Source organism: Lactococcus sp. (genome assembly GCF_036648155.1).
In the GTDB taxonomy this organism is placed as follows: Bacteria; Bacillota; Bacilli; order Lactobacillales; family Streptococcaceae; genus Lactococcus; species Lactococcus cremoris.
On the sequence record NZ_JAVXIY010000013.1, the window covers coordinates 17,830 to 38,253 of the forward strand.

General features: G+C 33.0%; 20 protein-coding genes, 4 tRNA genes, 1 other RNA gene and 3 pseudogenes. 21 read left to right on the top strand and 7 right to left on the bottom strand.

From position 1 onward, the window contains the following. Positions 1 to 51: 51 nt before the first annotated feature. A complete protein-coding gene (coaA, locus tag RSC39_RS11305; RefSeq protein WP_063281032.1) occupies positions 52 to 972 on the bottom strand; it encodes a type I pantothenate kinase in 921 nt (306 codons plus the stop codon). A 220-nt stretch (positions 973 to 1,192) separates the two neighbouring features. On the opposite strand from coaA, the gene RSC39_RS11310 reads away from it, so the two are divergent. The 7 genes from RSC39_RS11310 to RSC39_RS11340 all read left to right on the top strand — a co-directional run bounded on the left by RSC39_RS11310 (position 1,193) and on the right by RSC39_RS11340 (position 6,577). Continuing rightward, complete coding sequence (locus RSC39_RS11310; RefSeq protein ID WP_332537280.1) at positions 1,193 to 1,789, top strand: class I SAM-dependent methyltransferase; 597 nt, start codon at positions 1,193 to 1,195, stop codon at positions 1,787 to 1,789. A 34-nt stretch (positions 1,790 to 1,823) separates the two neighbouring features. Continuing rightward, positions 1,824 to 3,116 (top strand): pyrimidine-nucleoside phosphorylase, encoded by a 1,293-nt coding sequence (locus RSC39_RS11315; RefSeq protein WP_332537282.1) that lies wholly within the window; start codon positions 1,824 to 1,826, stop codon positions 3,114 to 3,116. 1 nt (position 3,117) lies between these two features. Next, complete coding sequence (locus RSC39_RS11320; protein WP_011676397.1) at positions 3,118 to 3,306, top strand: hypothetical protein; 189 nt, start codon at positions 3,118 to 3,120, stop codon at positions 3,304 to 3,306. A 12-nt stretch (positions 3,307 to 3,318) separates the two neighbouring features. Then, positions 3,319 to 3,981: a deoxyribose-phosphate aldolase gene (gene deoC, locus RSC39_RS11325; protein WP_332537285.1), complete on the top strand. Its 663-nt coding sequence runs from the start codon at positions 3,319 to 3,321 to the stop codon at positions 3,979 to 3,981. After that, positions 3,968 to 4,360 (top strand): cytidine deaminase, encoded by a 393-nt coding sequence (locus RSC39_RS11330; RefSeq protein WP_021037422.1) that lies wholly within the window; start codon positions 3,968 to 3,970, stop codon positions 4,358 to 4,360. Before deoC ends, RSC39_RS11330 begins: the two co-directional genes overlap by 14 nt. Positions 4,361 to 4,627: 267 nt before the next feature. Then, positions 4,628 to 5,683 (top strand): BMP family protein, encoded by a 1,056-nt coding sequence (locus RSC39_RS11335; RefSeq protein ID WP_332537288.1) that lies wholly within the window; start codon positions 4,628 to 4,630, stop codon positions 5,681 to 5,683. A gap of 186 nt (positions 5,684 to 5,869) precedes the next feature. Then, positions 5,870 to 6,577, top strand: coding sequence for a GntR family transcriptional regulator (locus RSC39_RS11340; RefSeq protein WP_011676393.1), 708 nt, complete (start codon positions 5,870 to 5,872; stop codon positions 6,575 to 6,577). 7 nt (positions 6,578 to 6,584) lie between these two features. Here the strand turns inward: RSC39_RS11340 and RSC39_RS11345 are convergent, their stop codons facing one another. From RSC39_RS11345 to RSC39_RS11355, 3 genes are all read right to left on the bottom strand, one after another. Next, the gene (locus RSC39_RS11345; protein WP_332537290.1) at positions 6,585 to 7,025 is read right to left on the bottom strand and encodes a DUF4395 domain-containing protein; all 441 of its coding nucleotides are present in this window, start codon (positions 7,023 to 7,025) and stop codon (positions 6,585 to 6,587) included. A 98-nt stretch (positions 7,026 to 7,123) separates the two neighbouring features. Further along, on the bottom strand, positions 7,124 to 8,677 hold the full coding sequence (locus tag RSC39_RS11350) for a HAMP domain-containing sensor histidine kinase (RefSeq protein WP_063281027.1): 1,554 nt from the start codon (positions 8,675 to 8,677) through the stop codon (positions 7,124 to 7,126). Further along, the gene (locus RSC39_RS11355; protein WP_011676390.1) at positions 8,667 to 9,377 is read right to left on the bottom strand and encodes a response regulator transcription factor; all 711 of its coding nucleotides are present in this window, start codon (positions 9,375 to 9,377) and stop codon (positions 8,667 to 8,669) included. Before RSC39_RS11355 ends, RSC39_RS11350 begins: the two co-directional genes overlap by 11 nt. A gap of 183 nt (positions 9,378 to 9,560) precedes the next feature. Between RSC39_RS11355 and RSC39_RS11360 the strand changes: the two genes are divergently transcribed. Both RSC39_RS11360 and ssrA read left to right on the top strand, forming a co-directional pair. Next, positions 9,561 to 9,896: a putative DNA-binding protein gene (locus RSC39_RS11360; protein ID WP_003130477.1), complete on the top strand. Its 336-nt coding sequence runs from the start codon at positions 9,561 to 9,563 to the stop codon at positions 9,894 to 9,896. 198 nt (positions 9,897 to 10,094) lie between these two features. Beyond that, positions 10,095 to 10,453: a transfer-messenger RNA gene (ssrA, locus tag RSC39_RS11365) on the top strand. Positions 10,454 to 10,572: 119 nt separating this feature from the next. Here the strand turns inward: ssrA and RSC39_RS11370 are convergent. Beyond that, positions 10,573 to 11,037, bottom strand: coding sequence for a hypothetical protein (locus RSC39_RS11370; protein WP_332537293.1), 465 nt, complete (start codon positions 11,035 to 11,037; stop codon positions 10,573 to 10,575). 2,223 nt (positions 11,038 to 13,260) lie between these two features. On the opposite strand from RSC39_RS11370, the gene RSC39_RS11375 reads away from it, so the two are divergent. The 7 genes and pseudogenes from RSC39_RS11375 to RSC39_RS11405 all read left to right on the top strand — a co-directional run bounded on the left by RSC39_RS11375 (position 13,261) and on the right by RSC39_RS11405 (position 16,466). Then, a complete protein-coding gene (locus RSC39_RS11375) occupies positions 13,261 to 13,443 on the top strand; it encodes an NlpC/P60 family protein (RefSeq protein WP_063281023.1) in 183 nt (60 codons plus the stop codon). Positions 13,444 to 13,653: 210 nt separating this feature from the next. Further along, positions 13,654 to 13,752, top strand: a pseudogene (locus RSC39_RS11380) (hypothetical protein); the annotation flags it as partial. A gap of 18 nt (positions 13,753 to 13,770) precedes the next feature. Continuing rightward, the gene (locus tag RSC39_RS11385) at positions 13,771 to 13,920 is read left to right on the top strand and encodes a hypothetical protein (protein ID WP_332537296.1); all 150 of its coding nucleotides are present in this window, start codon (positions 13,771 to 13,773) and stop codon (positions 13,918 to 13,920) included. A 445-nt stretch (positions 13,921 to 14,365) separates the two neighbouring features. Then, positions 14,366 to 14,659 (top strand): hypothetical protein, encoded by a 294-nt coding sequence (locus RSC39_RS11390; RefSeq protein WP_332537298.1) that lies wholly within the window; start codon positions 14,366 to 14,368, stop codon positions 14,657 to 14,659. Between the two features lie 455 nt (positions 14,660 to 15,114). Next, positions 15,115 to 15,191: transfer RNA gene (locus tag RSC39_RS11395), tRNA-Leu, on the top strand. Positions 15,192 to 15,580: 389 nt separating this feature from the next. Beyond that, complete coding sequence (locus RSC39_RS11400; protein WP_332537300.1) at positions 15,581 to 16,090, top strand: hypothetical protein; 510 nt, start codon at positions 15,581 to 15,583, stop codon at positions 16,088 to 16,090. A gap of 116 nt (positions 16,091 to 16,206) precedes the next feature. Further along, positions 16,207 to 16,466, top strand: a pseudogene (locus RSC39_RS11405) (hypothetical protein). 624 nt (positions 16,467 to 17,090) lie between these two features. Here the strand turns inward: RSC39_RS11405 and RSC39_RS11410 are convergent. Next, the gene (locus RSC39_RS11410) at positions 17,091 to 17,666 is read right to left on the bottom strand and encodes a GNAT family N-acetyltransferase (RefSeq protein WP_063281019.1); all 576 of its coding nucleotides are present in this window, start codon (positions 17,664 to 17,666) and stop codon (positions 17,091 to 17,093) included. A gap of 551 nt (positions 17,667 to 18,217) precedes the next feature. Here RSC39_RS11410 and RSC39_RS11415 point away from each other — a divergent pair. The 5 genes from RSC39_RS11415 (at position 18,218) to RSC39_RS11435 (ending at position 20,116) form a co-directional block, all read left to right on the top strand. Next, positions 18,218 to 18,290 (top strand) — tRNA-Asp (locus RSC39_RS11415). Positions 18,291 to 18,305: 15 nt separating this feature from the next. Then, positions 18,306 to 18,393 (top strand) — tRNA-Ser (locus tag RSC39_RS11420). Between the two features lie 379 nt (positions 18,394 to 18,772). Continuing rightward, positions 18,773 to 18,862, top strand: a tRNA-Ser gene (locus RSC39_RS11425). A gap of 320 nt (positions 18,863 to 19,182) precedes the next feature. Then, positions 19,183 to 19,611: a universal stress protein gene (locus tag RSC39_RS11430; RefSeq protein ID WP_011676377.1), complete on the top strand. Its 429-nt coding sequence runs from the start codon at positions 19,183 to 19,185 to the stop codon at positions 19,609 to 19,611. 151 nt (positions 19,612 to 19,762) lie between these two features. After that, positions 19,763 to 20,116, top strand: coding sequence for a DUF1304 domain-containing protein (locus RSC39_RS11435; protein WP_063282381.1), 354 nt, complete (start codon positions 19,763 to 19,765; stop codon positions 20,114 to 20,116). Between the two features lie 116 nt (positions 20,117 to 20,232). Here the strand turns inward: RSC39_RS11435 and RSC39_RS11440 are convergent. Then, positions 20,233 to 20,349: pseudogene (locus RSC39_RS11440) on the bottom strand (pilus assembly protein); the annotation flags it as partial. Positions 20,350 to 20,424: the final 75 nt, after the last annotated feature.

Consider the following 20,424-nt stretch of genomic DNA (forward strand, 5'->3'; position numbering starts at 1 on the left):
TCAGTAAAATAAATAAATAAAAAATTACTGACAGGTTTGTCAGTAATTTTTTTAGAATTTTTTTAGATATATTTTATCAATGTGATGATTTTCTGCCTTGTGGAGAATGATTTCTGCCCGATTTCTTGTGGGTTCAATATATTCTCGGAGATTGACACGATTGACACGTGCCCATGTTTCACGTGCTAAATTTAGTACTTTGTCCTCAGGCATTTTTGTAAATTGATGATAGAAATTTGTTTGGTCATACTTTGCCAATTTTAAAAGACTATCAAAGCGTTCAAGGTACCATTTTTCAATGAGTTTTTCGTCAGCGTCGACATAGATTGAAAAATCATAAAAATCGCTGATGTAAAGGAGTTGATTTTGCGGATTTTGTAAGACATTTATCCCCTCAACAATTAAAATATCGGGACTGTCAATCATTTGACTTTGATTAGGTAAAATATCATAAGTTTCATGAGAATAAATCGGAACTTCAAATCTTTCACCATTTTTGACATGATAAAGAAAACTTGTCAGTTTTTCCATATCGTAGCTTTCTGGAAAACCTTTACGGTCGAGAATTCCCATATTTTTTAAATCATCAGTTGTGTATAAAAATCCGTCAGTTGTGACTAAATCTACAGTTAATTTTGGAAATGCACGTGAGAGGAGAAGTTGAAGGAGTCTTGCTGTGGTTGATTTACCAACGGCTACTGACCCCGAAATTCCAATAATCAAAGGAGGAGTTTTGACGATTTTTTGTAAAAAAAGTCCCTTAGAATAGCTCATATCTTCTAAATTTTTTTTATATAAACGAAGAAGATGAATCAGAGGTAAATAGACGTCCTCCACGTCTTGTAAGCTGATTTCGTCATTGAGTGAGCGAATTGATTCTAATTCATCATGTGTTAATGGGGCGATAGAAGTATTGTAAAGATTTTGCCAAGTTTCACGGCTAATTTCGTCAAAATTAATGAATTCATTCATGACAAATATTTTATCATATTTTTGGTCTATCGAGGTAAAAAAACTAATAATTCTGTAAGCGTATTAAATATGGTACGAAAGTGATTTTAGCATCTTTTGAAGTGCTAAGGGGCAAACGGTTATTTTCTGTAAGAAAAAAACTGTAAGAGATTACAAAATAGAAGAAAATTTTAAAAAATTTTTGAAGATAAAAAAGAGCTTTTATGTTAAAATTAAATCAATGGTTAAAACAAATATGTATTATGAAGATAATCAAGATCTTTCGCATGACTTCCAAACCCTAACAGTTGATTTATTAGGACTGTCAATGCGTTTTAAAACTGATCGTGGTGTCTTTTCAAAAAATGGAATTGATTATGGTTCACGTGTTTTATTAGAGAACTATCAGCCCGAAGGCGCAAAAACGCTTTTAGATGTTGGCTGTGGCTATGGAACACTGGGACTGACCTTAGCTAAAAAGTTTGATTTAAGTGTGACAATGGTAGATGTTAATAGTCGGGCGCTTGATTTATGTCGCCAAAATGTAATTGATAATGCTGTCAGTAATACTGAAATTGAACTTTCAAATATCTATGAAGCTGTCAGTGAAAAATATGATGCAATTATCTCAAATCCTCCCATTAGGGCTGGGAAAGAAGTCGTTCATGAAATTTTAACTGGTGCCTTTGATTATCTTAATGATGGTGGACATTTAACAATTGTAATTCAAAAAAAACAAGGAGCTCCATCTGCTCAAAGAAAAATGGAAGAGGTCTTTGGCAACTGTCAGCTAGTGGCAAGGGATAAAGGATACTTTATTCTTAGAAGTTATAAATGATTAATCACTGATTATATAAAATGAGGAGAAGTCTATGACCTATCGAATGGTTGATCTCATTCAAAAGAAGAGAGACGGCGGAGCGTTTAGCAAGTCTGAAATCGATTGGATGATTGAAAATTATGTCAATGGAACTGTGCCAGATTATCAAATGTCGGCTTTGGCCATGGCAATTTATTTTAAAGGAATGACGACACAAGAGACTGCCTATCTCACGATGGCTATGGTTCATTCAGGTAAAGAATTTGATTTGTCAACTATATCTGGTATCAAAGTGGACAAACATTCTACTGGAGGGGTGGGCGACAAGGTCACGCTGATTTTGGCGCCTTTAGTTGCTTCATTCGGTGTTCCAGTTGCCAAAATGTCAGGACGAGGTCTTGGACATACTGGGGGAACACTTGATAAATTAGAATCTATTCCAGGTTTCAAGTTTGAAAAAACAGAAGAAAAATTTATCAAACAAGTTAAAGAAACTGGAATTGCCATCATCGGTCAATCCGATGAATTAGTTAAAGCTGATAAGTTGCTCTATGCTCTTCGAGATGTCACGGCGACTGTTGATATTATCCCTTTAATTGCAAGTTCGGTCATGTCTAAAAAAATTGCTGCAGGCTCTGACGCTATTTTACTGGATGTCACAGTGGGCGATGGTGCCTTCATGAAATCAGTAGATGATGCACGACTTCTGGCTCAAACAATGGTCGACCTTGGAAAATCTGTCGGTCGTGAAACCGTGGCTGTCATTACTAATATGAGTCAGCCGCTTGGTTTTGCAATTGGGAATCGGAATGAAATGACAGAAGCAGTTAATACTTTGCAGGGAAATGCACCAAAAGAATTCCAAGTCTTTATCGCTGAGCTTGCTCAAATTATGCTGCAACTTGCGGGACTTGAAAAATCAATAGCTGAAATTTTAGAGCATTTTAATAATGGCTTAGCTTACAAAAAGTTTGTTGAAATGGTTAAAGCTCAGGGTGGTGACCCATCTGCTTTTGAACAGCTGACAGCTCCTCTTAAAGTGAAATATCAAGTTGATATTCATGCCAAAGCATCAGGATTTATTTCTGAGGAAAAAGCGTTAGGAATCGGCTTGCTTGCCATGAAATTAGGTGCTGGACGGGCAACTAAAGCAGATGAAATTGATTTTGAAGCAGGTGTTACCTTGACCAAAAAAGTAGGAGATCGAGTTGAAGTAGGTGAGCTTATCGCCAGCCTCTATTCTAATCGAAAGATTACTGACGAATTAGTTGCTGAATTCAATGATAGCTTAGTCATTAGTGACCAGCAAATTGAGCAAAAAGAAATTATAGAGATTATCAGATAAGATGAAAAATGATTTAAAAATTCCAACACCAGTGATGGCTTTGCAAGTGATTCTGTCAGCTTTAGCTGGGGCAGCCACAAAATTATATTTACAAAATTTGGGCTGGCTTATTCAACTTATTGCTTTTATCATTATTTTCGTCGTTGTCTATCTCATTGTCGGAATGATTTATTTAAGATTAAAAAAATAGAAAGAACATACAATGCAAATTAATAAATATATTGACCATACTATTCTCAAGGCAGATGCTCCAAAATCTAAAGTTCAACAAATCATTGATGAAGCAAAAAAATATGATTTCATGAGTGTTTGTATCAACCCGACTTGGGTAAATTATGCCAGTCAAGAACTCAAAGACTCTGATGTAAAAGTATGTACAGTTATTGGCTTCCCTTTAGGTGCTAATACTTCTGAACTCAAAGCATTTGAAGCTAAAAATGCCATTGAAAATGGGGCTGACGAAATTGACATGGTCATTAATATTGGTGCAGCCAAATCTAATAATTGGGATCTTGTTGAGTCAGATATTGCAGCTGTAAATGCTGTGAAAGGCGATAAACTACTCAAGGTGATTATTGAAACAAGTCTTTTGACTGACGAAGAAAAAATTAAAGCTTGCCAAATTGCTAAGGCTGTTGGTGCTGATTTTGTTAAAACTTCAACAGGTTTCTCGACTGGAGGAGCGACAGTCCATGATATAAAATTAATGCGTCAAACTGTAGGTCCAGATATGGGAGTTAAAGCCTCTGGTGGTGTTCATAATCTTGAAGAAGCAAAAGCAATGATTGATGCTGGAGCAACTCGTCTTGGAGTTTCTGCTGGTGTCGCAATTATGGAAGGTCTTACCTCAAATGACAGCTACTAAAGAGATGATAGCGGCTGCTCGTGAGGCAGCAAGTCTAGCCTACGTCCCTTACTCACACTTTCCAGTTGGAGCAGCTTTTCTAACAGCTGATGGTCAGGTTATTAAAGGCTGCAATATTGAAAATGCTAGTTTTGGTTTATCAAATTGTGCTGAACGGACAGCTATTTTTAAAGCAATTTCAGAAGGTGTCAAAGATTTTGATGCACTCTATGTTTTTGGAGAAACAGAAGAACCAATTAGCCCTTGTGGTGCTTGTCGGCAAGTACTTGCAGAATTTTGTCCAGCCGATATGCCGGTTTATCTTATCTCAAAAGATGATAAAGTAAAAGCAACGTCTGTCGAAGGACTTTTACCTTATTCTTTTAAAAGCCTTGATTAAGTAAAAATGTAAAAGTTAAATATGCTATCTTTAGATAGCATATCAATTTGCAATCAAAGTAAGCGCTTCATGTCTTGTCTTAAATATAAAGTAATAATGGTAATTACCGATAAATATAAATGTTTTTTGTATTTTTGTCAGTTATTTCCGAACGTTAAGCAAGAAAATGAAATATTCCACTAAATTATGCTTGCAAAAAGATACAATATAGCTTAAAATAGTCTTAAGCTAAATTTAGCCAAACAAAATTCGGAGGATACCCTTTCCATGAAAAAACGCGTAATCGCAGTTAGTGCTATTGCACTTGCATCAGTCGCAGTCCTTGCAGGATGTCGTTCACATGACGCATCTGGAACTTCAGGTAAAGTAAAAACTGACCTTAAAGCAGCAATCGTCACCGATACTGGTGGTGTAAATGACCGTTCGTTTAACCAATCCGCTTGGGAAGGTCTTCAAAGCTGGGGGAAAGAAAATAACCTGAAAAAAGGTACTGGATACACTTACTTCCAATCTAATTCAGCTTCAGATTACACGACTAACTATAACTCTGCGGAGCAACAAGGTTACAAACTTTTGTTTGGTATCGGATTCTCTTTACAAGATGCGACATCAGCAGCAGCGAAAAATAATCCAAAATCTAACTTTGTTATCGTTGACTCTGTCATTAAAGACCAAAAGAATGTAACTTCAGCAACTTTTGCAGATAACGAAAGTGCTTATCTTGCTGGTGTAGCTGCGGCCAAAGCAACTAAAACGAACAAAATTGGTTTCATCGGTGGGATGCAATCAGATGTTATTACTCGTTTTGAAAAAGGTTATGTAGCTGGTGCTAAGTCTGTAAAATCAGACATCAAAGTTGATATTCAATATGCTGGTTCTTTCTCTGATGCGGCTAAAGGTAAAACAATCGCAGCAGCAATGTATGGTTCTGGTGATGATGTTGTTTACCAATGTGCGGGTGGCGTAGGAACAGGTGTCTTCAGTGAAGCTAAAGCCTTGAACTCAAGTAAAAATGAATCTGACAAAGTTTGGGTTATCGGTGTTGACCAAGACCAAGAATACCTTGGAGAATACAAATCTAAAGACGATAAAGATTCTAACTTCGTTCTTGTTTCAACAATCAAAGAAGTAGGAACTGTTGTAAAAGATATTGCTGACAAGACTAAAGACGGTAAATTCCCTGGTGGAACAATCGTTACTTACAACCTTAAAAATGGTGGTGTAGATTTAGGACTTGATAACGCAACTTCAGAAATTAAAGATGCAGTTGCCAAAGCCAAAACAGATATCATTGATGGAAAAATTACTGTTCCTTCAAAATAATTAAAGATAATTTAAAAATAAAAAGAGTTAGTGCATGCTAATTCTTTTTTATATTTTTAAAAACAATAGAAGATAAGATTTGCGATTATTTTAAATGTTCTTGATTTGTAAGTCAACTGAACTATGATATAATGGTAGACAGATATTAAAGTGGTATATATTGTTATTATTTAGTTAGGGGGAACTATGGCAAGAAAATCAGTACCAAATTATGTAAAAATACATGATGCCTTAAAAGATGAAGTTGAAAAAGGCATCTGGAAAATTGGACAACGTCTTCCAAGCGAACGAGATTTAGCCGAGCGTTTTACAGTGAGTCGTATGACAGCCAGACAAGCTGTGACAGCCTTAGTAGATGAGGGAATTCTCGACCGTCGAGTAGGTTCTGGAACCTACGTTGCTAGCCGACGTGTGCGTGAAAAAATGCGTGGAACAACTTCTTTTACAGAAATTATCAGTTCGCAAGGCAAGGTTCCCTCAACAGAAGTCTTAAGTTATATTAGAACTGCTCCTAATGAAGTTGAATGTGAGAAGTTGAACATCACTAAAAAAGATTCGATTATTCGAATGGAGCGGATTCGATATGCTGACAATGTTCCCATTTGTTATGAAGTGGCAAGTATTCCATTTAAATTAGTGAAATCTTTTGATAAAAAAGAAATTACTAGCAATTTCTTTAAAACTTTGGAAAGCCATGGGCATGAAATTGGTCGGAGTGAACAAATTGTTTCGGCAAAGAGAGTCAGTACAGAAGTATCAGAATACTTAAAAACAAGAGTTGGAGCTGCTATACTTGGTTTAACACAGGTTTCTTATCTGGTAGATGGAACTGCTTTTGAATATGTTCTGTCACAATATGTTGGTGACCGTTTTGAATTTTATTTGGAAAGATAAAAAGGACCTAATGAAGTCCTTTTTTTACTTGCCGACGATATTGATACTGACGAAGTTGAAAATGAATCCAACAGCCCACACAAAAGCCACTTAAAGCGATGGAAGCAGCGAGGAAAACAAATGCGGCAAAAACAATTGCCAAAATAGGGTGATGGGTAAGAGAAGCAATCAAGCTGGTACTCAATAAGCTTGTAGCAATAATTTGATTAAAACGAAGGTCGGACTTATCTTCAAGAACATATTCTGAGGCCTTTCTTTTTAAAAAACGTTTAGCAATCAGAATAACAAAATTTCGTTCAAACAATATGCCAGACAATCCGGCGAGAATCGGGAGTAGAAGAATCCAATAAAAATTACTGACCACTGCTAAAATAATGCTAAGTACAATAAAAGTTTGATTAGTACGCACGAGTGGGCGGGGGATACCCTGAAAAGTAGTTTTAGCCATAAAAAAATCTCCAATCTTGATAAGCTGATTCTATCGTAATTGGAGAGACTTGGTCTTAATATTTTTTTATTTTGATAAGTAAATTTACTGATGACCGCTCAAAGATTAACGGTAAAGGTGGTTCCTTTTCCAAGAATAGATACCACATCAATTGTGCCATGAAGCTCTTGGACATTCTTTTCAACAATGGCGAGTCCCAATCCAGTTCCGCTGACCTCTGCTCGGCTCTCATCAACACGATAGAAACGGTCAAAAATTCTTTCTTTTTGAATTTCACTTAAACCAGGACCGTTGTCAGTAACACTGAAGATAATTTTATCTTGTTCATGGTGTAAGCTGACAAAAATTTGACCTTGAGCAGGAGTATATTTTATGGCATTTTCAATCAGATTTTCAAAAATACTGTGTACCATTTGTTCATTGGTTTTGAAAGTAATCTCTTCAATTTGTGTTTCTAAACGAAGAGATTTTTCAGAAATTTGGGGACTTGAGCTTTGTAAAATATTTTGAATTAGAGCAGAAAGGTTGAGTTTCTTTTTCTCAATACGTTGATTTTGCTTAGTAAGTAGTAGAGTATCCTGAACTAGGCTCATCAAACGAGAACTTTCTTTATGGATAATCGAAGCAAAGTTTTTGGTTTCAGAAGGAGAAACAGTGTCTGTTTCAAGTAATTCGGCAAAGCCCTTTATTGAAGTGAGCGGTGTTTTCAATTCATGAGAAACGTTGGCAATAAAGGCATTATGAGCATCAACTGTTCGACGATAAGAACTTACATCATTCATGGTTACCATGAAGCGACTATCAAGATCGGGCAGTGGAGTGATGCGGACTTGATAATAAGCGCCAAGCTTTTCAAAGAAGAAAAGTTTTTCTTGTATATCTGGATGTAAAATTTTGTCAACTAGAAAATTTAAGAAATCGGCATAAGGACTGAAAATATCAAGATTCTCGGTGTCTGAAAACTCATTTTTGAAAGAAGCATTTGTTCGACGAATTTTTCCCTTATTGTTATAAATAAAAATGGGAAATTGGAAAAACTCGATGAATTCGTAGAGATTTTCTTTTTTTTCAGTGTGTGATAAGGCTTGTTTTTGGATTTTTTCGCCTAATTTATTGAGCTCAGTTGTAATCTTGTCATCATTTTCATTCATCAGATAACTTTGCGTTAAAGGGCTTCGCTCAATATTTTTAATCTTAGCCACAGTATTTTCGCGAAAAACATAAGCTCTCTGAGCAGATTTCAAAACCTGTATGGCAACTGCCAAGTAAAATAAAATAGCAAAAATGATAATTGCAAAATCGGTAAAGAAAGTAGACGTGCGATTTTCTGTAACTTTCAAATAGCCATCGATTTGTCCTTCACTAAAGATAGGACTGGTAACAGTGATATCTTTAGAATCTAAACTTCGAGCATAGGCAGCGCCATTTTTAATTTTTTTAGTATCTGAATTTACCGTATTTTTTGAAAGATGTTCAAAGTTAGCAGGTAAGGGATTATCAGGATGTTTTTCTAAAAAAAGCTGTATTTGATCTATTGTTTTTAATACCCTATTTGTATCATTTTCTAAGATATTTTGGTTCGATAGAATCACCAAGCTTAGTGTTGCAATGATGTACAGCACCGTCATCAGCATGATGTGTTTAAGTTTCATTTTCTTCAAAATAGTAACCGAATCCTCGTTTTGTTTTGATATAATGATTATTTAGTTTTTTACGGATTTTTGAGATGAGGACATCAATTGTCCGTGTTTCTGCTGTATCCGAAATTCCCCAAAAATGTTGAAGAAGTTCTTCACGGCTGATGATTTCGCCTTGTCTTTTTGCTAAGAGTTCTAGAATTTCAAATTCTCTTTTGGTTAAGTCTAAAACTTTTGCATCAAAAGTGACTTCTTTTTTTGTAAAATCAATGACCAGTCTGTCAGTAACAAGTGTTGCAGGACTTTCGTCCAAAGATTCACTGACAGAATCAGAAGCTGTTTGATTATACATTTGATTTCTACGAATGAGTCCTTCAGCTCTGACAATGATTTCTTTCATTGGAGTCGTTTTATCTAAATACTCATCAGAACCTGCTGACAGACCTGTCAGTTTCATTTCATCATCATCGCGAGCAGTTAAAATTAAAATTGGTGTAAAATTACCTTCTTTACGAAGCTTTTTAGTGACTTCAATTCCGGAAAATTCAGGCATCATTAAATCAAGAAGAAGCAAATCAAAGGGATTTTTTCGAGCTTTATCATAAGCTTTTTTTCCGTCTGATACGATGGTTACTTCGTAATCATTTTGCCGAAAATTATAAGATAATAGGGTCAAAATTGCCCGATCATCATCAGCAATTAAAATTTTTTTCATACTTTTAATTATAACGAAAACAGGGAGCTTTGTATAGAATAAATTATTATTTTTGAATAAAAAAATGACGAACTAATGGCAGCAGAAACGAGTTAAAAAAATTACATTTTTAAAAACTTAAATGATAAGTTAAAACTAAGAATAAAACTAAAAAATCACTTAATTTCTGCTATAATAGACATTATGGAAATCGAAAAAACCAATCGAATGAATACGCTTTTTGAGTTTTATGCGACACTTTTAACTGACAAGCAAATGAACTACATTGAACTTTATTATGCTGACGATTACAGTTTGGCTGAAATCGCAGAAGAATTTAATATCAGCCGTCAAGCAGTTTATGATAATATTAAACGGACCGAAAAAGTGCTCGAAAGCTACGAAGAAAAATTGCATCTTTTTAGTAATTATGTGGTGCGTAATCAATTATTAGAAGAGCTGATGAAGAAATATTCTACTGACCAGTATTTAATCACTAAACTACAAGAAATTCAACAAATTGATGAAGAAGAGTTTTAAAGAATTTACTGACAGAAATTTTTTTATTACTGACAGCTTTGAATCAAATGATAAATGAGCCTGTCAGCTCACTTTTCTCATATAAAATACATACTTTAATGAAATTTTACTGACAGAAAAGTTAAAATATGCTATAATTAGACTTCAAGGTTCAAAGATTTACTGACAGAATAATCAGTAACTCTCTTCTTAAAATTTGGGGGCGTTACGGATTCGACAGGCATTGTCGCGCATGAACTGCAACTGCTGAGGGATCAGGATAATCATCCGCAGATAAATATAACTGCTAAAAATAATACACAAACTTACGCAATGGCAGCCTAAACAGCACCATGCGTGCCTGATTTTTGCTCACTGATGGCAATTTGATGGCCTAAACTTTTAGTCAGATACGTTGTTGTGGAGACTTGACGCAGCAAAAGAGATTTAAAGTCCCGCAAAATGTCGCTGTTTGAGACTGGCTTTGGCATTTTGTTAAATTTGAGAAAGTCCTATGGTTGTAGACGTTGATGTAGCAAGGTGTTTGGACAGGGGTTCGACTCCCCTCGCCTCCATATAATATAATAAAAATCTCAAACTACTATTCGTTAGCTTGAGATTTTTATTTTTAATGAATAGTAGTTGCCGCAAAAGTATGACTAGAACCTCCGTTCCCTGGGAGTTCAGAAATATTAAACTAAACTTTAAAATCTTTAGTCATAGGTAAAATAGAAGCATCAAAGGTAACATATTTAAGTCCAGGAATTTCAGATGGACCGGCGTCATCCCCAGTAAGAGCAACAGCTTCATGCCCTGTAATAACTTCCATATTAAGTCTTTGGGGATCAATATTTTCATTTACTAATAATTTAACGACAGTTGTGTCATGAGTGAGAAACCCCTCGCTATCTCGCCCATCAGCTGTTATGTACTGATAATCACTAGGAGCTACTTCGTCCCAAAATTCAGGCCAAACTCGATCAAAAGTTATTTTTCCTTCTTGCATAAGAACATCGTTTTGTTGTGTAGAAGAACAGGCGTTAAAGTTTTTACTTGTATTTTGATAAGAGATACTATCTGCAGTAGCATTTATGGAAGAACTGGCAGTACCAATAATCCCCAAAGCGAGAATGGAAGTTGTTAATAGTGTAATTTTTTTCATTGAGAAGTCCTCTTTCTTTAGTTGATAAATCAAGTATATATTAATATCTTTAGAAGTGCAAACCCTTTCAAAGATTACGCGTTATAAATAAATATTCAGTTGTTTTGTATAAATATTGTTTTAGTAATTTAAAGTATCAACTATGCTCAAGCCTAAACTAATTCTTTATACGATAAAATGTATAATTTAAAAAAAGAACAAAAATGATAAAAACATTAACGGTAAATTAAGTTTTTTCATCATGTTTTAATCAAACGCTTTTAAAGACACTTGTGATAATTTTATTATTCATTTAAGAAAAGAAGTATATAATCAAGCTATTCCAAAAAATAAAACTTTTTCATAAATACTCCTAAGCACCTATTAATTTAGGTGCTTTTTTGTAAAAAAACAATAAATTATTTTATAGTTGGCATAATAGAGAATGATATTTTTTTTGATTTTTAGTAACAGATTATTAAGTTAAGAGGTTCGAATCCTCTCCTCATCATGCCTTTAATCTGTTAATTTCTCATTTAGAATTACGTTTGTTTTTTGGTATCCTTGTATCTATTGTTATTTCAGAGCTATCTGAATCCTTTAAAGAATGTATTAATAAGAAAGATGGAAAAACAATGCAAAAACTAACAACAACTCTTAAAGTCGGTCTCTTTAAATTTGTACTGGTTTAGCGGAAACAATGGCAAGTAAGAAGGGCGAGCCAAAAGAGTATATCCAGATATATACTTTTTTTGATCGTTACATAAAAATGTTTTATTTAATAAAATATAAAATAGGTATAATGAAACTCTTAAACATGGATGTCAGCAAGTTGCTGACATTTTTTGTGCCAAATTATTTGTTATCTTACTTCGATAATACTTATAATAAAACTCCCCCTCGCCTCTACTATACCGTTTTTATAGAATCTTATAGACTAAGAAATCGCTCAATGGAGCGGTTTTTCTTTTTTCTAATCCGATATGATACGATATAATCTGATAAAAAGCAGAGCAAAAAAGTATAAAAAAACTTGCTCTCTTTAGCTAGTTAAAAGTCGATATACGCAGAGAATTTATCTCCGATATTATCTTTAGCAGATTCTGTGATATGCGTATAAACGTTCATAGTGGTTTTTAAATATCGATATTGAACTTGTTTTAAAATCATGCCTGAATCAAATAATAAACTTGCATGAGTATGCCTAAAGCCATGAATCTTTATTGACTCTAAATCATTATTCTTTATTATCTCATGTAGCCACTTTCTAGGCCTAGAGGGATAAAAGGATATTTCCGTTTTCAGATTCAAAAATTCGTGTAGATTCAGGATAGGTTTGGTGCAATTCATCAAGAATTTGACATGTTTTTTTCATCAGACTCAATAATTGGTTTGAATTCGCTCTATTAATATCAAGGGTAGGCTTTCTATAATCTTTCTATTCAAGAGTGAGCAACTCTCCCTTACGAATTTCAGTAAAATCAAGAACCTGAAATAAAGCTATTTTTTTATTATCATCCGTTTGTTCTACTAAATTAATAAATTCTCTTAACTCATCAGTATCATAAAAATAATTTTTTCAAATTTTTTCTTAATTCCTTGAGAAGTTACAGAAGCAGCAGAATTGTATTATATGTATCTCAAAAACGTAGCGTGATAAAAAATACCTTGTGAACCCTTCAGAAGAGTTTATAAGCGAATTTAAGCTTATCTGACTATCGATAACTTATCATTAATTTTCAATGATTTAGAAATATCGGTTCAAGGATAAGTTTCGTTAAATGGTATTCCCAAATCCTAATTTAATTTACGCTGGACAAACCTTCAGTTATTAAAAATAACTCTGATTCGGTGGAATATTTGCTAAAATGTTAACAAATGTTAATGTTTTCTTTTGCTAGAGTGATATACTTTGTATGTTATATATTATTTATGTTGGTTGTGTGTATGATATATAATGATTTGCCTTTGAAGAGATTATGAAAAAGTATTTAAAAAGAGTATTGTCTCTTCTTGCATTACTTAGCGTTATTTTTGATATAAGTATATTTAGTTCAAAAGTTCATGCGGATACAGCGCAGCAACAAAAGGTAGTTCAGAAAGCAAATAAGTACCTTGGGGTCCCTTGTGTTTTTTTTGGGGGGGACTACACCGGCTGGATTTGATTGATCAAGGTTTACCCAGTGTGTGTATTCTCATACGGTCAATATTTCACTTCCTTGAGGGAATACTGACCAAGAAAAAGTGGGAAGTGAAGTATCATTAAAAAGTCTACAAGTAGGCGACCTTCTTTTCTATGGAATGAGGGGTCATACTACGCAGGTTGGAATTTATATTGATAATAATAAAATGATTCATTCACCAGATAAAGGGCGAAATGTTTCCACTGTTGATATTAATTATTACTATCCAGACTTTGCTCGATGAATTCTATCAGCGGCACCTGCACTAACACCTAATAATAATGGTCAAAAAGCGGGAGAGCAATACGCATTTAGATTATACAATCCAAATGCAGGTCAACATGTTTATATGACCAGTGTCTTTGAAGCGATACAAACACAAAAAGTAGATTGGACATATGAAGAAAAAGGTGATTGAGTTGCTCTAACCAGTGGATTACCTGTCTATCGGTTATATAATAAGACGAGCGGAGAACATTATTATACAATGAGTTCTTTTGAAAAAGTTAGTTTAGTAAAAGCGGGTTGGAGTTATGAGCAAGTAGCATTTTAGTCTGCTGGTAATTTACCAGTGTATTGTGTATTTTATCCAAATACAAAAGGAACTCAAGATAGCCATGCTTATACAGTAAGTTCATATGAAAGAGATTATCTAGTAAAATTAGGATGGCGTTATGAAAAAATTTCCTTTTATGCTTTAAAAACAAGAAAAACGTCTTAGGATTTCCATGTATAATTCGATATGGAAATCCCAATAAGATAAAAATATAAATGATGTCCTGACTTCGGTCAGGGATTTTTTGTGATCGTTAATAAATGTTACTTTTTGTTCTGTATTATATATGCTATATTTTATGATTTTTAACTATTGGGGGATATTATGAAAATTGTTAAAACATGGATTGTTATTATTTTAGTAAGCCTCGTGATTTTTAATTTGGGAAAATTAGAACATTCTCATCTTATAACTTTTATTGGGCTTATTGGAATTACTGCTGGGGGAACTTGTGAAGTTTCAAGTTTAATAGTGCAATTTATTAAATTGCGTAATAGGTCGTAAATTAAAATCCACTTCGGTGGGTATTTTTTGTTTTATTGATAATAACAATTTTTTAATTAATGAAGGTAGAATTGAATACATGATACTGAACGGTAGGGAATTTTGAGTGAAATATGTTTATATCTATCTTGACGACTTAGGACTGCTACACAAAAATGAATGGAATAAATATTTTGTTTATGGAGGTTATGCTTTTTTAGGTTCAGAAAAAGACAATGCTAGTAGAAAATATAAAGCATTAGAGAATAAGATTAAAAAATCAACTAATTACATAGATGGGTTACAAATTTTTACACTAACTGAAAAAAACTATAAAAATGTCTTGGATAAAGTATTAAAAGATTATCAAAAAATAAGTCGATGCGTAAATATTGGAAGAAATATTGAAGGGATGATGTAACTATTATTTTAGACTATGTCAAAGAAATTTATAGTATTAATTGTGATGCATCAACTTATAGAAAAAAATAAATTAAGGTGACTATTTTCAATTAAAATAGTATTGTAGAATCTCGCCCCTTGGGCATTTTTCTTTTGTTTTAAAAACTTTTGACAAAAATTAATCAGAAGTCTATATTCTAGATATAATAAACTCAACGGAGAATATAAATTGGAAAAAACTATTGAAATCTTAAGCACACTAAGCAAGGGAAGAAACCTATTCCAGACGAGTTTCACGGTTATATTCTAGCTTTTTGGGGCAACTTTAAAGATAAAAATGGAGGAAAAACACTTCCCTAATGATGGTAAAAGAGCTGAGTGGATAACAAATGAAAGGATTAAACAAGACTGTCAGCAATTTTCTGATATTTTTTTATGGTAAAGATTATATGATGTAATTAAATCATCAGCTCCAATGGCGGAATTGGCAGACGCTACGGACTTAAAATCCGTTGGTTATTTAAACCGTGAGGGTTCAAGTCCCTCTTTAAGCATAAATAAAAATAACAGTCACAAATCTTGTAATATTAAGCATAACAAACTTTTCAAAACTTCTTTTGTCATTATTCTGCCAAATTATTTTTTAAGACTCAGAGATAACGATGCTCTTCTTGAGGGGGCAAGCAGCAATAAACGAAATATTTAAAAATTCTGACTGCAATTAGTTTTTTATTTCATTCGTAAATATTGGTATAGTGAATATTTTAAATATTATACATTTACTCGCTTTCTTAGTTTGTATTCAGTAGGCTCTTATAGGGTATAGTTTTTTTATATAACTAAAAAATTCAGTTATTTTAATGATTGGTATTGTTTAAGTGTAGTATATATGATACAATTCTTTTTGTGCGTAATACTTGAAAAAGAGGAAAATTTTAAAATGAAAATCAAAAAGATTATCATAGCTGTAGCAACTTTCGCGATTGTGTTTAGTGTGTGTATTGGTGTCAAAACATTGGCAGATAACTATTGGACTGGTCATGGAGAAATCCAAACAATTAACAATAATATTGACACGCTTTCAAATCGGGTTAAAACAAAGAATCAAACAATTTCTGATTTAAATAGTACAATATCAACTTTAAAAAGTTCAGTTAACTCGCAAACTTCACAAGTGACAGGGTTGCAAGCTCAATTAGCTCAAGCTAATATTGATAAACAAAACGAGATCAATGCTAAGATTAGCGAAATTAATGCTAAAATTGCAGAAGGAAATCAAAAAGTAGCTGATAAACAAAAAGAAGTTGATGTAGCAAACCAAACAATTGCTCAATTAAACCAACAACTTAATGACTTACGTCAACAGTCGAGTCAAAGTACTGATCAAGCTTTACGTGAAGTACAAGATACTCGAGCGAAGTCTGACCAAGCTATTAAAGATGCACAGTGAAACATAAACTAATTCCTTGGCTTTGGTCAGGGATTTTTTATTGTTATAAATATAATTAGGGAACTTTGCTTTTTTAGTTTAATAATGTTGAAATAAAAATAAAAAGGAAGGGTGAGATGAATTGGTTTTTTAATTTAGAAACAAAGAGCAAGAATTTTTAAAGAGCTTTATCCTTGTCTCTGGATCTCTTAAACAGTTAGCAAAAAGGGGGGTTATTAGAATTAGAGTTGATAAAATTATCGAAAAGGCAAAACAATCGGATAGTAATAAAGATACTTTTGAAATTAAGATAATGCAGATGGTCATTGATGAAAAAATTTCTTTAGATTCCGCTAAAGAAATAATCACAAAACATAGGGAGAGTGTTGAAGGATAATATGATTGAGATTTGATGGTGGTTCAAAATCTATAAGTATTATGACTAGTCATTTTACTGCTCTATATGATTACAAGGATGACAGATATTTTTTTAAAAATGTTTCTGACGATAATGATACAATAACGTTGGATACTATAGTCAGAGTATGAATAATTAATGGGAAAAAAGTTTAGAATACGTTTATTTCAAAAATAATTCTCAGCGGATAATATTTCTAGCGTTTTTGTTAACTTAAGCAGTTAACAAACGTTAATGATTTCAAATATATAAACGGTTATACTGATAATGTCCATATCCTTTTTAAACGAGTAGATATTGATATTATAACCGGAAGCGCCTAAGCCATGAGGCGTTTTTTAATTGATTTATATATGTTACAATGGAAGTGTTAAAAAGGGCTGTTAGCAGTAGCAGTTCACTGGAATTCTTGTTACAGATTCCTCGTAAAATATATAACTGATTAAAAATTTAGTGGTGAATATTTGAACTTTTGTAACTGCTATTTTGAACTCAGTTAAAAATACTCATTAATATCAGGCTTTTTTTGATAAACAATGCCTTCAAATACAAATAGTTCAATCGCAAATAAAATAAATCCTGACTTTTTTGTCAGGACTTATTTTATTTTTGAATAGGTGTTTTGATTAATGAATGTTCCCATTCCTCTTTAGTTAAAGCAGTGAAATGTTCAATAAATACTTCGTTTAAATAAGGATTATACATTTTAGGATTTGTTAAACGATATTTAAATCCTTGTTTTTCCTGAGCAATTTTTGATTGTCTATTTCCATCATTATAGCCACACCAGATTGTATCCAGCTTTAAATTATTAAAACCGTACGAAACAATACTCTGTATAGCTTCAGGAACAAGTCCGTTACCCCAGTAGGGCTCCCCAATCCAATAACTTATTTCAGCTTCACCAGACTTCATAAAATCTTTTGCGTTTCCTTCATCTACCAGCTCTAAGCCAATTAGTCCAATTACATGAGAAGGATAAGCGCTTAAGGTGATTGCGAAAATATGTGGGCTCATAAAATAATTTTGAATTATCATTTCAGAATCTTCGACACTGGTATGAATTGGCCACCCTGCTCTTGGTCCGACTTTAGGATTTTTAGCATACATATAAACGGCTGGGGCATCGGATTTTTTAAAATTTCTTAAAAGCATTCGTTTTGTTTTTAGTAATAGCATAATGTTCTTTCTATCAATTAAAAAATGTTCTCAAGTAGTGAAACTTAAAAATAAAAAAATAAGAGAGGGAATGCTACCCCATCTCTTATTAAGTAATTTATCAGGTTAGGTAAGCAGATGATGAGTTTGTTTATTTTAAGTAAGTACCAAAAAAAGAGAACAAATATATTGTCTTTTTAAAATAATATTTAGATTGTTCTAAAAGTCCTACTTAGAATAAGTTCCTCTTTTCTTAATCATCTGCTTATATTAAATTTTAACATAATTTTTGGTAAAAAGAGTAGCTAAAATCATATAATAATGAGTTTTGTGTGATTTAGCTCATTTACGTAATAAATAATGAAGTACCTGTCAGTTATCATTGATCACTTTGAATTTATAATCTTTATAGTAAAATAATAGTGAAAATCTAAAGAAGTAAGATAAAGGGTAAAGATTTGTATTATAAAAGACGCCGAAATGTATTGTTGTTGTAATTTTAAAAATAAAATGATATAATGATCAAAGGTTGGAGGATTACTCAAGTGGGTTCGAATCCCACATCCTCCTTTGGTCCCGTAGTGTAGCGGTTATCACGTCGCCCTGTCACGGCGAAGATCGCGGGTTCGAATCCCGTCGGGACCGTTTTTTTGATGTTTTGGGGAGTTACTCAAGAGGTTTAAGAGGACGGTTTGCTAAATCGTTAGGTCGGGAAACCGGTGCGAGGGTTCGAATCCCTTACTCCCCTTAAGCACCTTTATATTATTGGTGCTTTATCCATTATTCCCTCTTCCTATGAGGATTATATAAGGTGCTTGTCGAAAGGCGAGCATTTTGTTTTATTTGAATCATACTAAAGCAATCATATTTATTGATTGGTATCAAAACATAGGAAACAAATGAAAAATTATCAAATTATCTTCAACCTCTTAAGGATAGGTTAGCAAGGCTCCCAAATATAGGACAATATAAATAACAATAAATATATCTTTTTCGTATGAAGATAAAGACTGATTAAAAATAAAGTTCTTTTTTTAGATACAAAACAATTTTTTTATATTCAAAACGAAGTATTTTGTTTTTGGTTTGTAATTTATAGAAATGAATGATATAATGTAAAAAGATTTGGAGGATTACCCAAGTTTGGCTGAAGGGAACGGTCTTGAAAACCGTCAGACGTATAAAAGCGTGCGTGGGTTCGAATCCCACATCCTCCTTAAGCACCTGCCCATAATTGGTGCTTTATTCATTATTCTTCTTCTAATATGAAGATTTCTTAAGACCACTCATCGAAAGGTGAGTGTTTTATTTTATTCAAATGTCCTTAAGAAGGGAAGCATCGGATGAAGGCTATTGATTTAGTCTGAAAAATAAATTTTTAAAGGAATAGTTTCTCTGCAAATAAAATAAGCAATAATTTTTATAATATGGGTCAGGTTATTTAATATAATAAGATTAGCAATGTTGTTGCTTATCGCTTTCATTTTTTTGATGATAGTATTATAATAAAATTAGAAAGATAGGTGGAGGTGTTATTATGGCGAAACAGTATCAAAAAATATTAGTTCCTGTCGATGGTTCTGACCAGTCTTACAACGCAGTTCGGGAAGCGGTGATGTTAGCTCAATGGTCTGAAGGAGAACTTATCGTACTTACCGTTAAAGATTTAGTTCGCTATTACGGAATCGCTAATTATGGTATCGTTGAAACTCCAGGATTGGATAAGTTGGCCAATGATATTTTACTTAAGGTTGGTTCTATAATTCCAGCTGAATTCAAATTTAAAACACAAATTTTATCAGGCTCCCCAAAACGTGAAATTGTTCAATACGCTAAGGATAATGATATTGATCTAATTGTTATGGGGGCTACTGGTGCAGGGGCAATTGATAAACTCTTAGCTGGTTCTACAACTAATTATGTTGTCAATCATGCACCATGTGCAGTAACAATTATTCAAGGATAATTATTTTAATGCGGGTTTAGAAAATTGATTTCTTCTTAATTTTCTATAATTGATAAAACCAGTAAGTACAATGATTTTCATCAGTATTTACCGGTTTTTTTATTTTTTTAATTTATATAATCTTGCTATAATTTAAATTAAGGAGATTTTTATGATATCACTTATACTTATTATTATTGTGGCTTTGGAGCATTTGCTTTTTGGTTATATCGAGATGTTTGGGGCGACCGGTTTACAGGCTAAGGCTTTTGGTTTTGAAGAGGCAGAGTTAAAAAATAAAACATTACAGGTCGCTTTATCTAATCAAGGAATTTATAATGTGGGACTTGGTTTGTTGATTATTGCTTTGACAATAATTAATGCAAGTATTCCTGTATTAAGTTTGACAATGATTTTTGTTGTTTTGGTTGGGATTTATGGTGCCTTAACCGTTACGAAAAAAATATTTTTAGTTCAAGCTCTTCCTGCTCTTATCAGCTTAATTTTACTCTTTCTGTCAGTATAATTTCATCTTAAATTACTGACAAAAATAAAAAACCGTTGCATCAGCGGTTTTTTTATTTATTATCCCCTAAATAACAAATGAGTGAGCATTAATATTCATCAGTAGAACTCATGTATCTACTGAGTCAGAAATTGACCAAGGATGAATAAGAACCAGATATGTATTGGGTAAAATCCATAGAAAAAATATTTTTCAAATGCTGAGGATGTCCCACCTTTTTTTCCATTATATAACCCGAATTGCTAGTTGATTATTTAGCCATGACTTGATACCCGATAGAATATCTTAAAGTCTCTGGTTCCAGTGAT

Coding starts and splice junctions, on each gene's coding strand:
- RSC39_RS11355 (WP_011676390.1), bottom strand. CDS start 9,377: ATGAAAAAAATTTTAATTGCTGATGATGATCGGGCAATTTTGACCCTA.
- RSC39_RS11350 (WP_063281027.1), bottom strand. CDS start 8,677: ATGAAACTTAAACACATCATGCTGATGACGGTGCTGTACATCATTGCA.
- RSC39_RS11410 (WP_063281019.1), bottom strand. CDS start 17,666: ATGCTATTACTAAAAACAAAACGAATGCTTTTAAGAAATTTTAAAAAA.
- RSC39_RS11345 (WP_332537290.1), bottom strand. CDS start 7,025: ATGGCTAAAACTACTTTTCAGGGTATCCCCCGCCCACTCGTGCGTACT.
- RSC39_RS11360 (WP_003130477.1), top strand. CDS start 9,561: ATGGAAATCGAAAAAACCAATCGAATGAATACGCTTTTTGAGTTTTAT.
- RSC39_RS11340 (WP_011676393.1), top strand. CDS start 5,870: ATGGCAAGAAAATCAGTACCAAATTATGTAAAAATACATGATGCCTTA.
- deoC (WP_332537285.1), top strand. CDS start 3,319: ATGCAAATTAATAAATATATTGACCATACTATTCTCAAGGCAGATGCT.
- RSC39_RS11310 (WP_332537280.1), top strand. CDS start 1,193: ATGGTTAAAACAAATATGTATTATGAAGATAATCAAGATCTTTCGCAT.
- RSC39_RS11335 (WP_332537288.1), top strand. CDS start 4,628: ATGAAAAAACGCGTAATCGCAGTTAGTGCTATTGCACTTGCATCAGTC.
- RSC39_RS11430 (WP_011676377.1), top strand. CDS start 19,183: ATGGCGAAACAGTATCAAAAAATATTAGTTCCTGTCGATGGTTCTGAC.
- coaA (WP_063281032.1), bottom strand. CDS start 972: ATGAATGAATTCATTAATTTTGACGAAATTAGCCGTGAAACTTGGCAA.
- RSC39_RS11320 (WP_011676397.1), top strand. CDS start 3,118: ATGAAAAATGATTTAAAAATTCCAACACCAGTGATGGCTTTGCAAGTG.
- RSC39_RS11370 (WP_332537293.1), bottom strand. CDS start 11,037: ATGAAAAAAATTACACTATTAACAACTTCCATTCTCGCTTTGGGGATT.
- RSC39_RS11400 (WP_332537300.1), top strand. CDS start 15,581: ATGAAAATCAAAAAGATTATCATAGCTGTAGCAACTTTCGCGATTGTG.
- RSC39_RS11435 (WP_063282381.1), top strand. CDS start 19,763: ATGATATCACTTATACTTATTATTATTGTGGCTTTGGAGCATTTGCTT.
- RSC39_RS11315 (WP_332537282.1), top strand. CDS start 1,824: ATGACCTATCGAATGGTTGATCTCATTCAAAAGAAGAGAGACGGCGGA.
- RSC39_RS11330 (WP_021037422.1), top strand. CDS start 3,968: ATGACAGCTACTAAAGAGATGATAGCGGCTGCTCGTGAGGCAGCAAGT.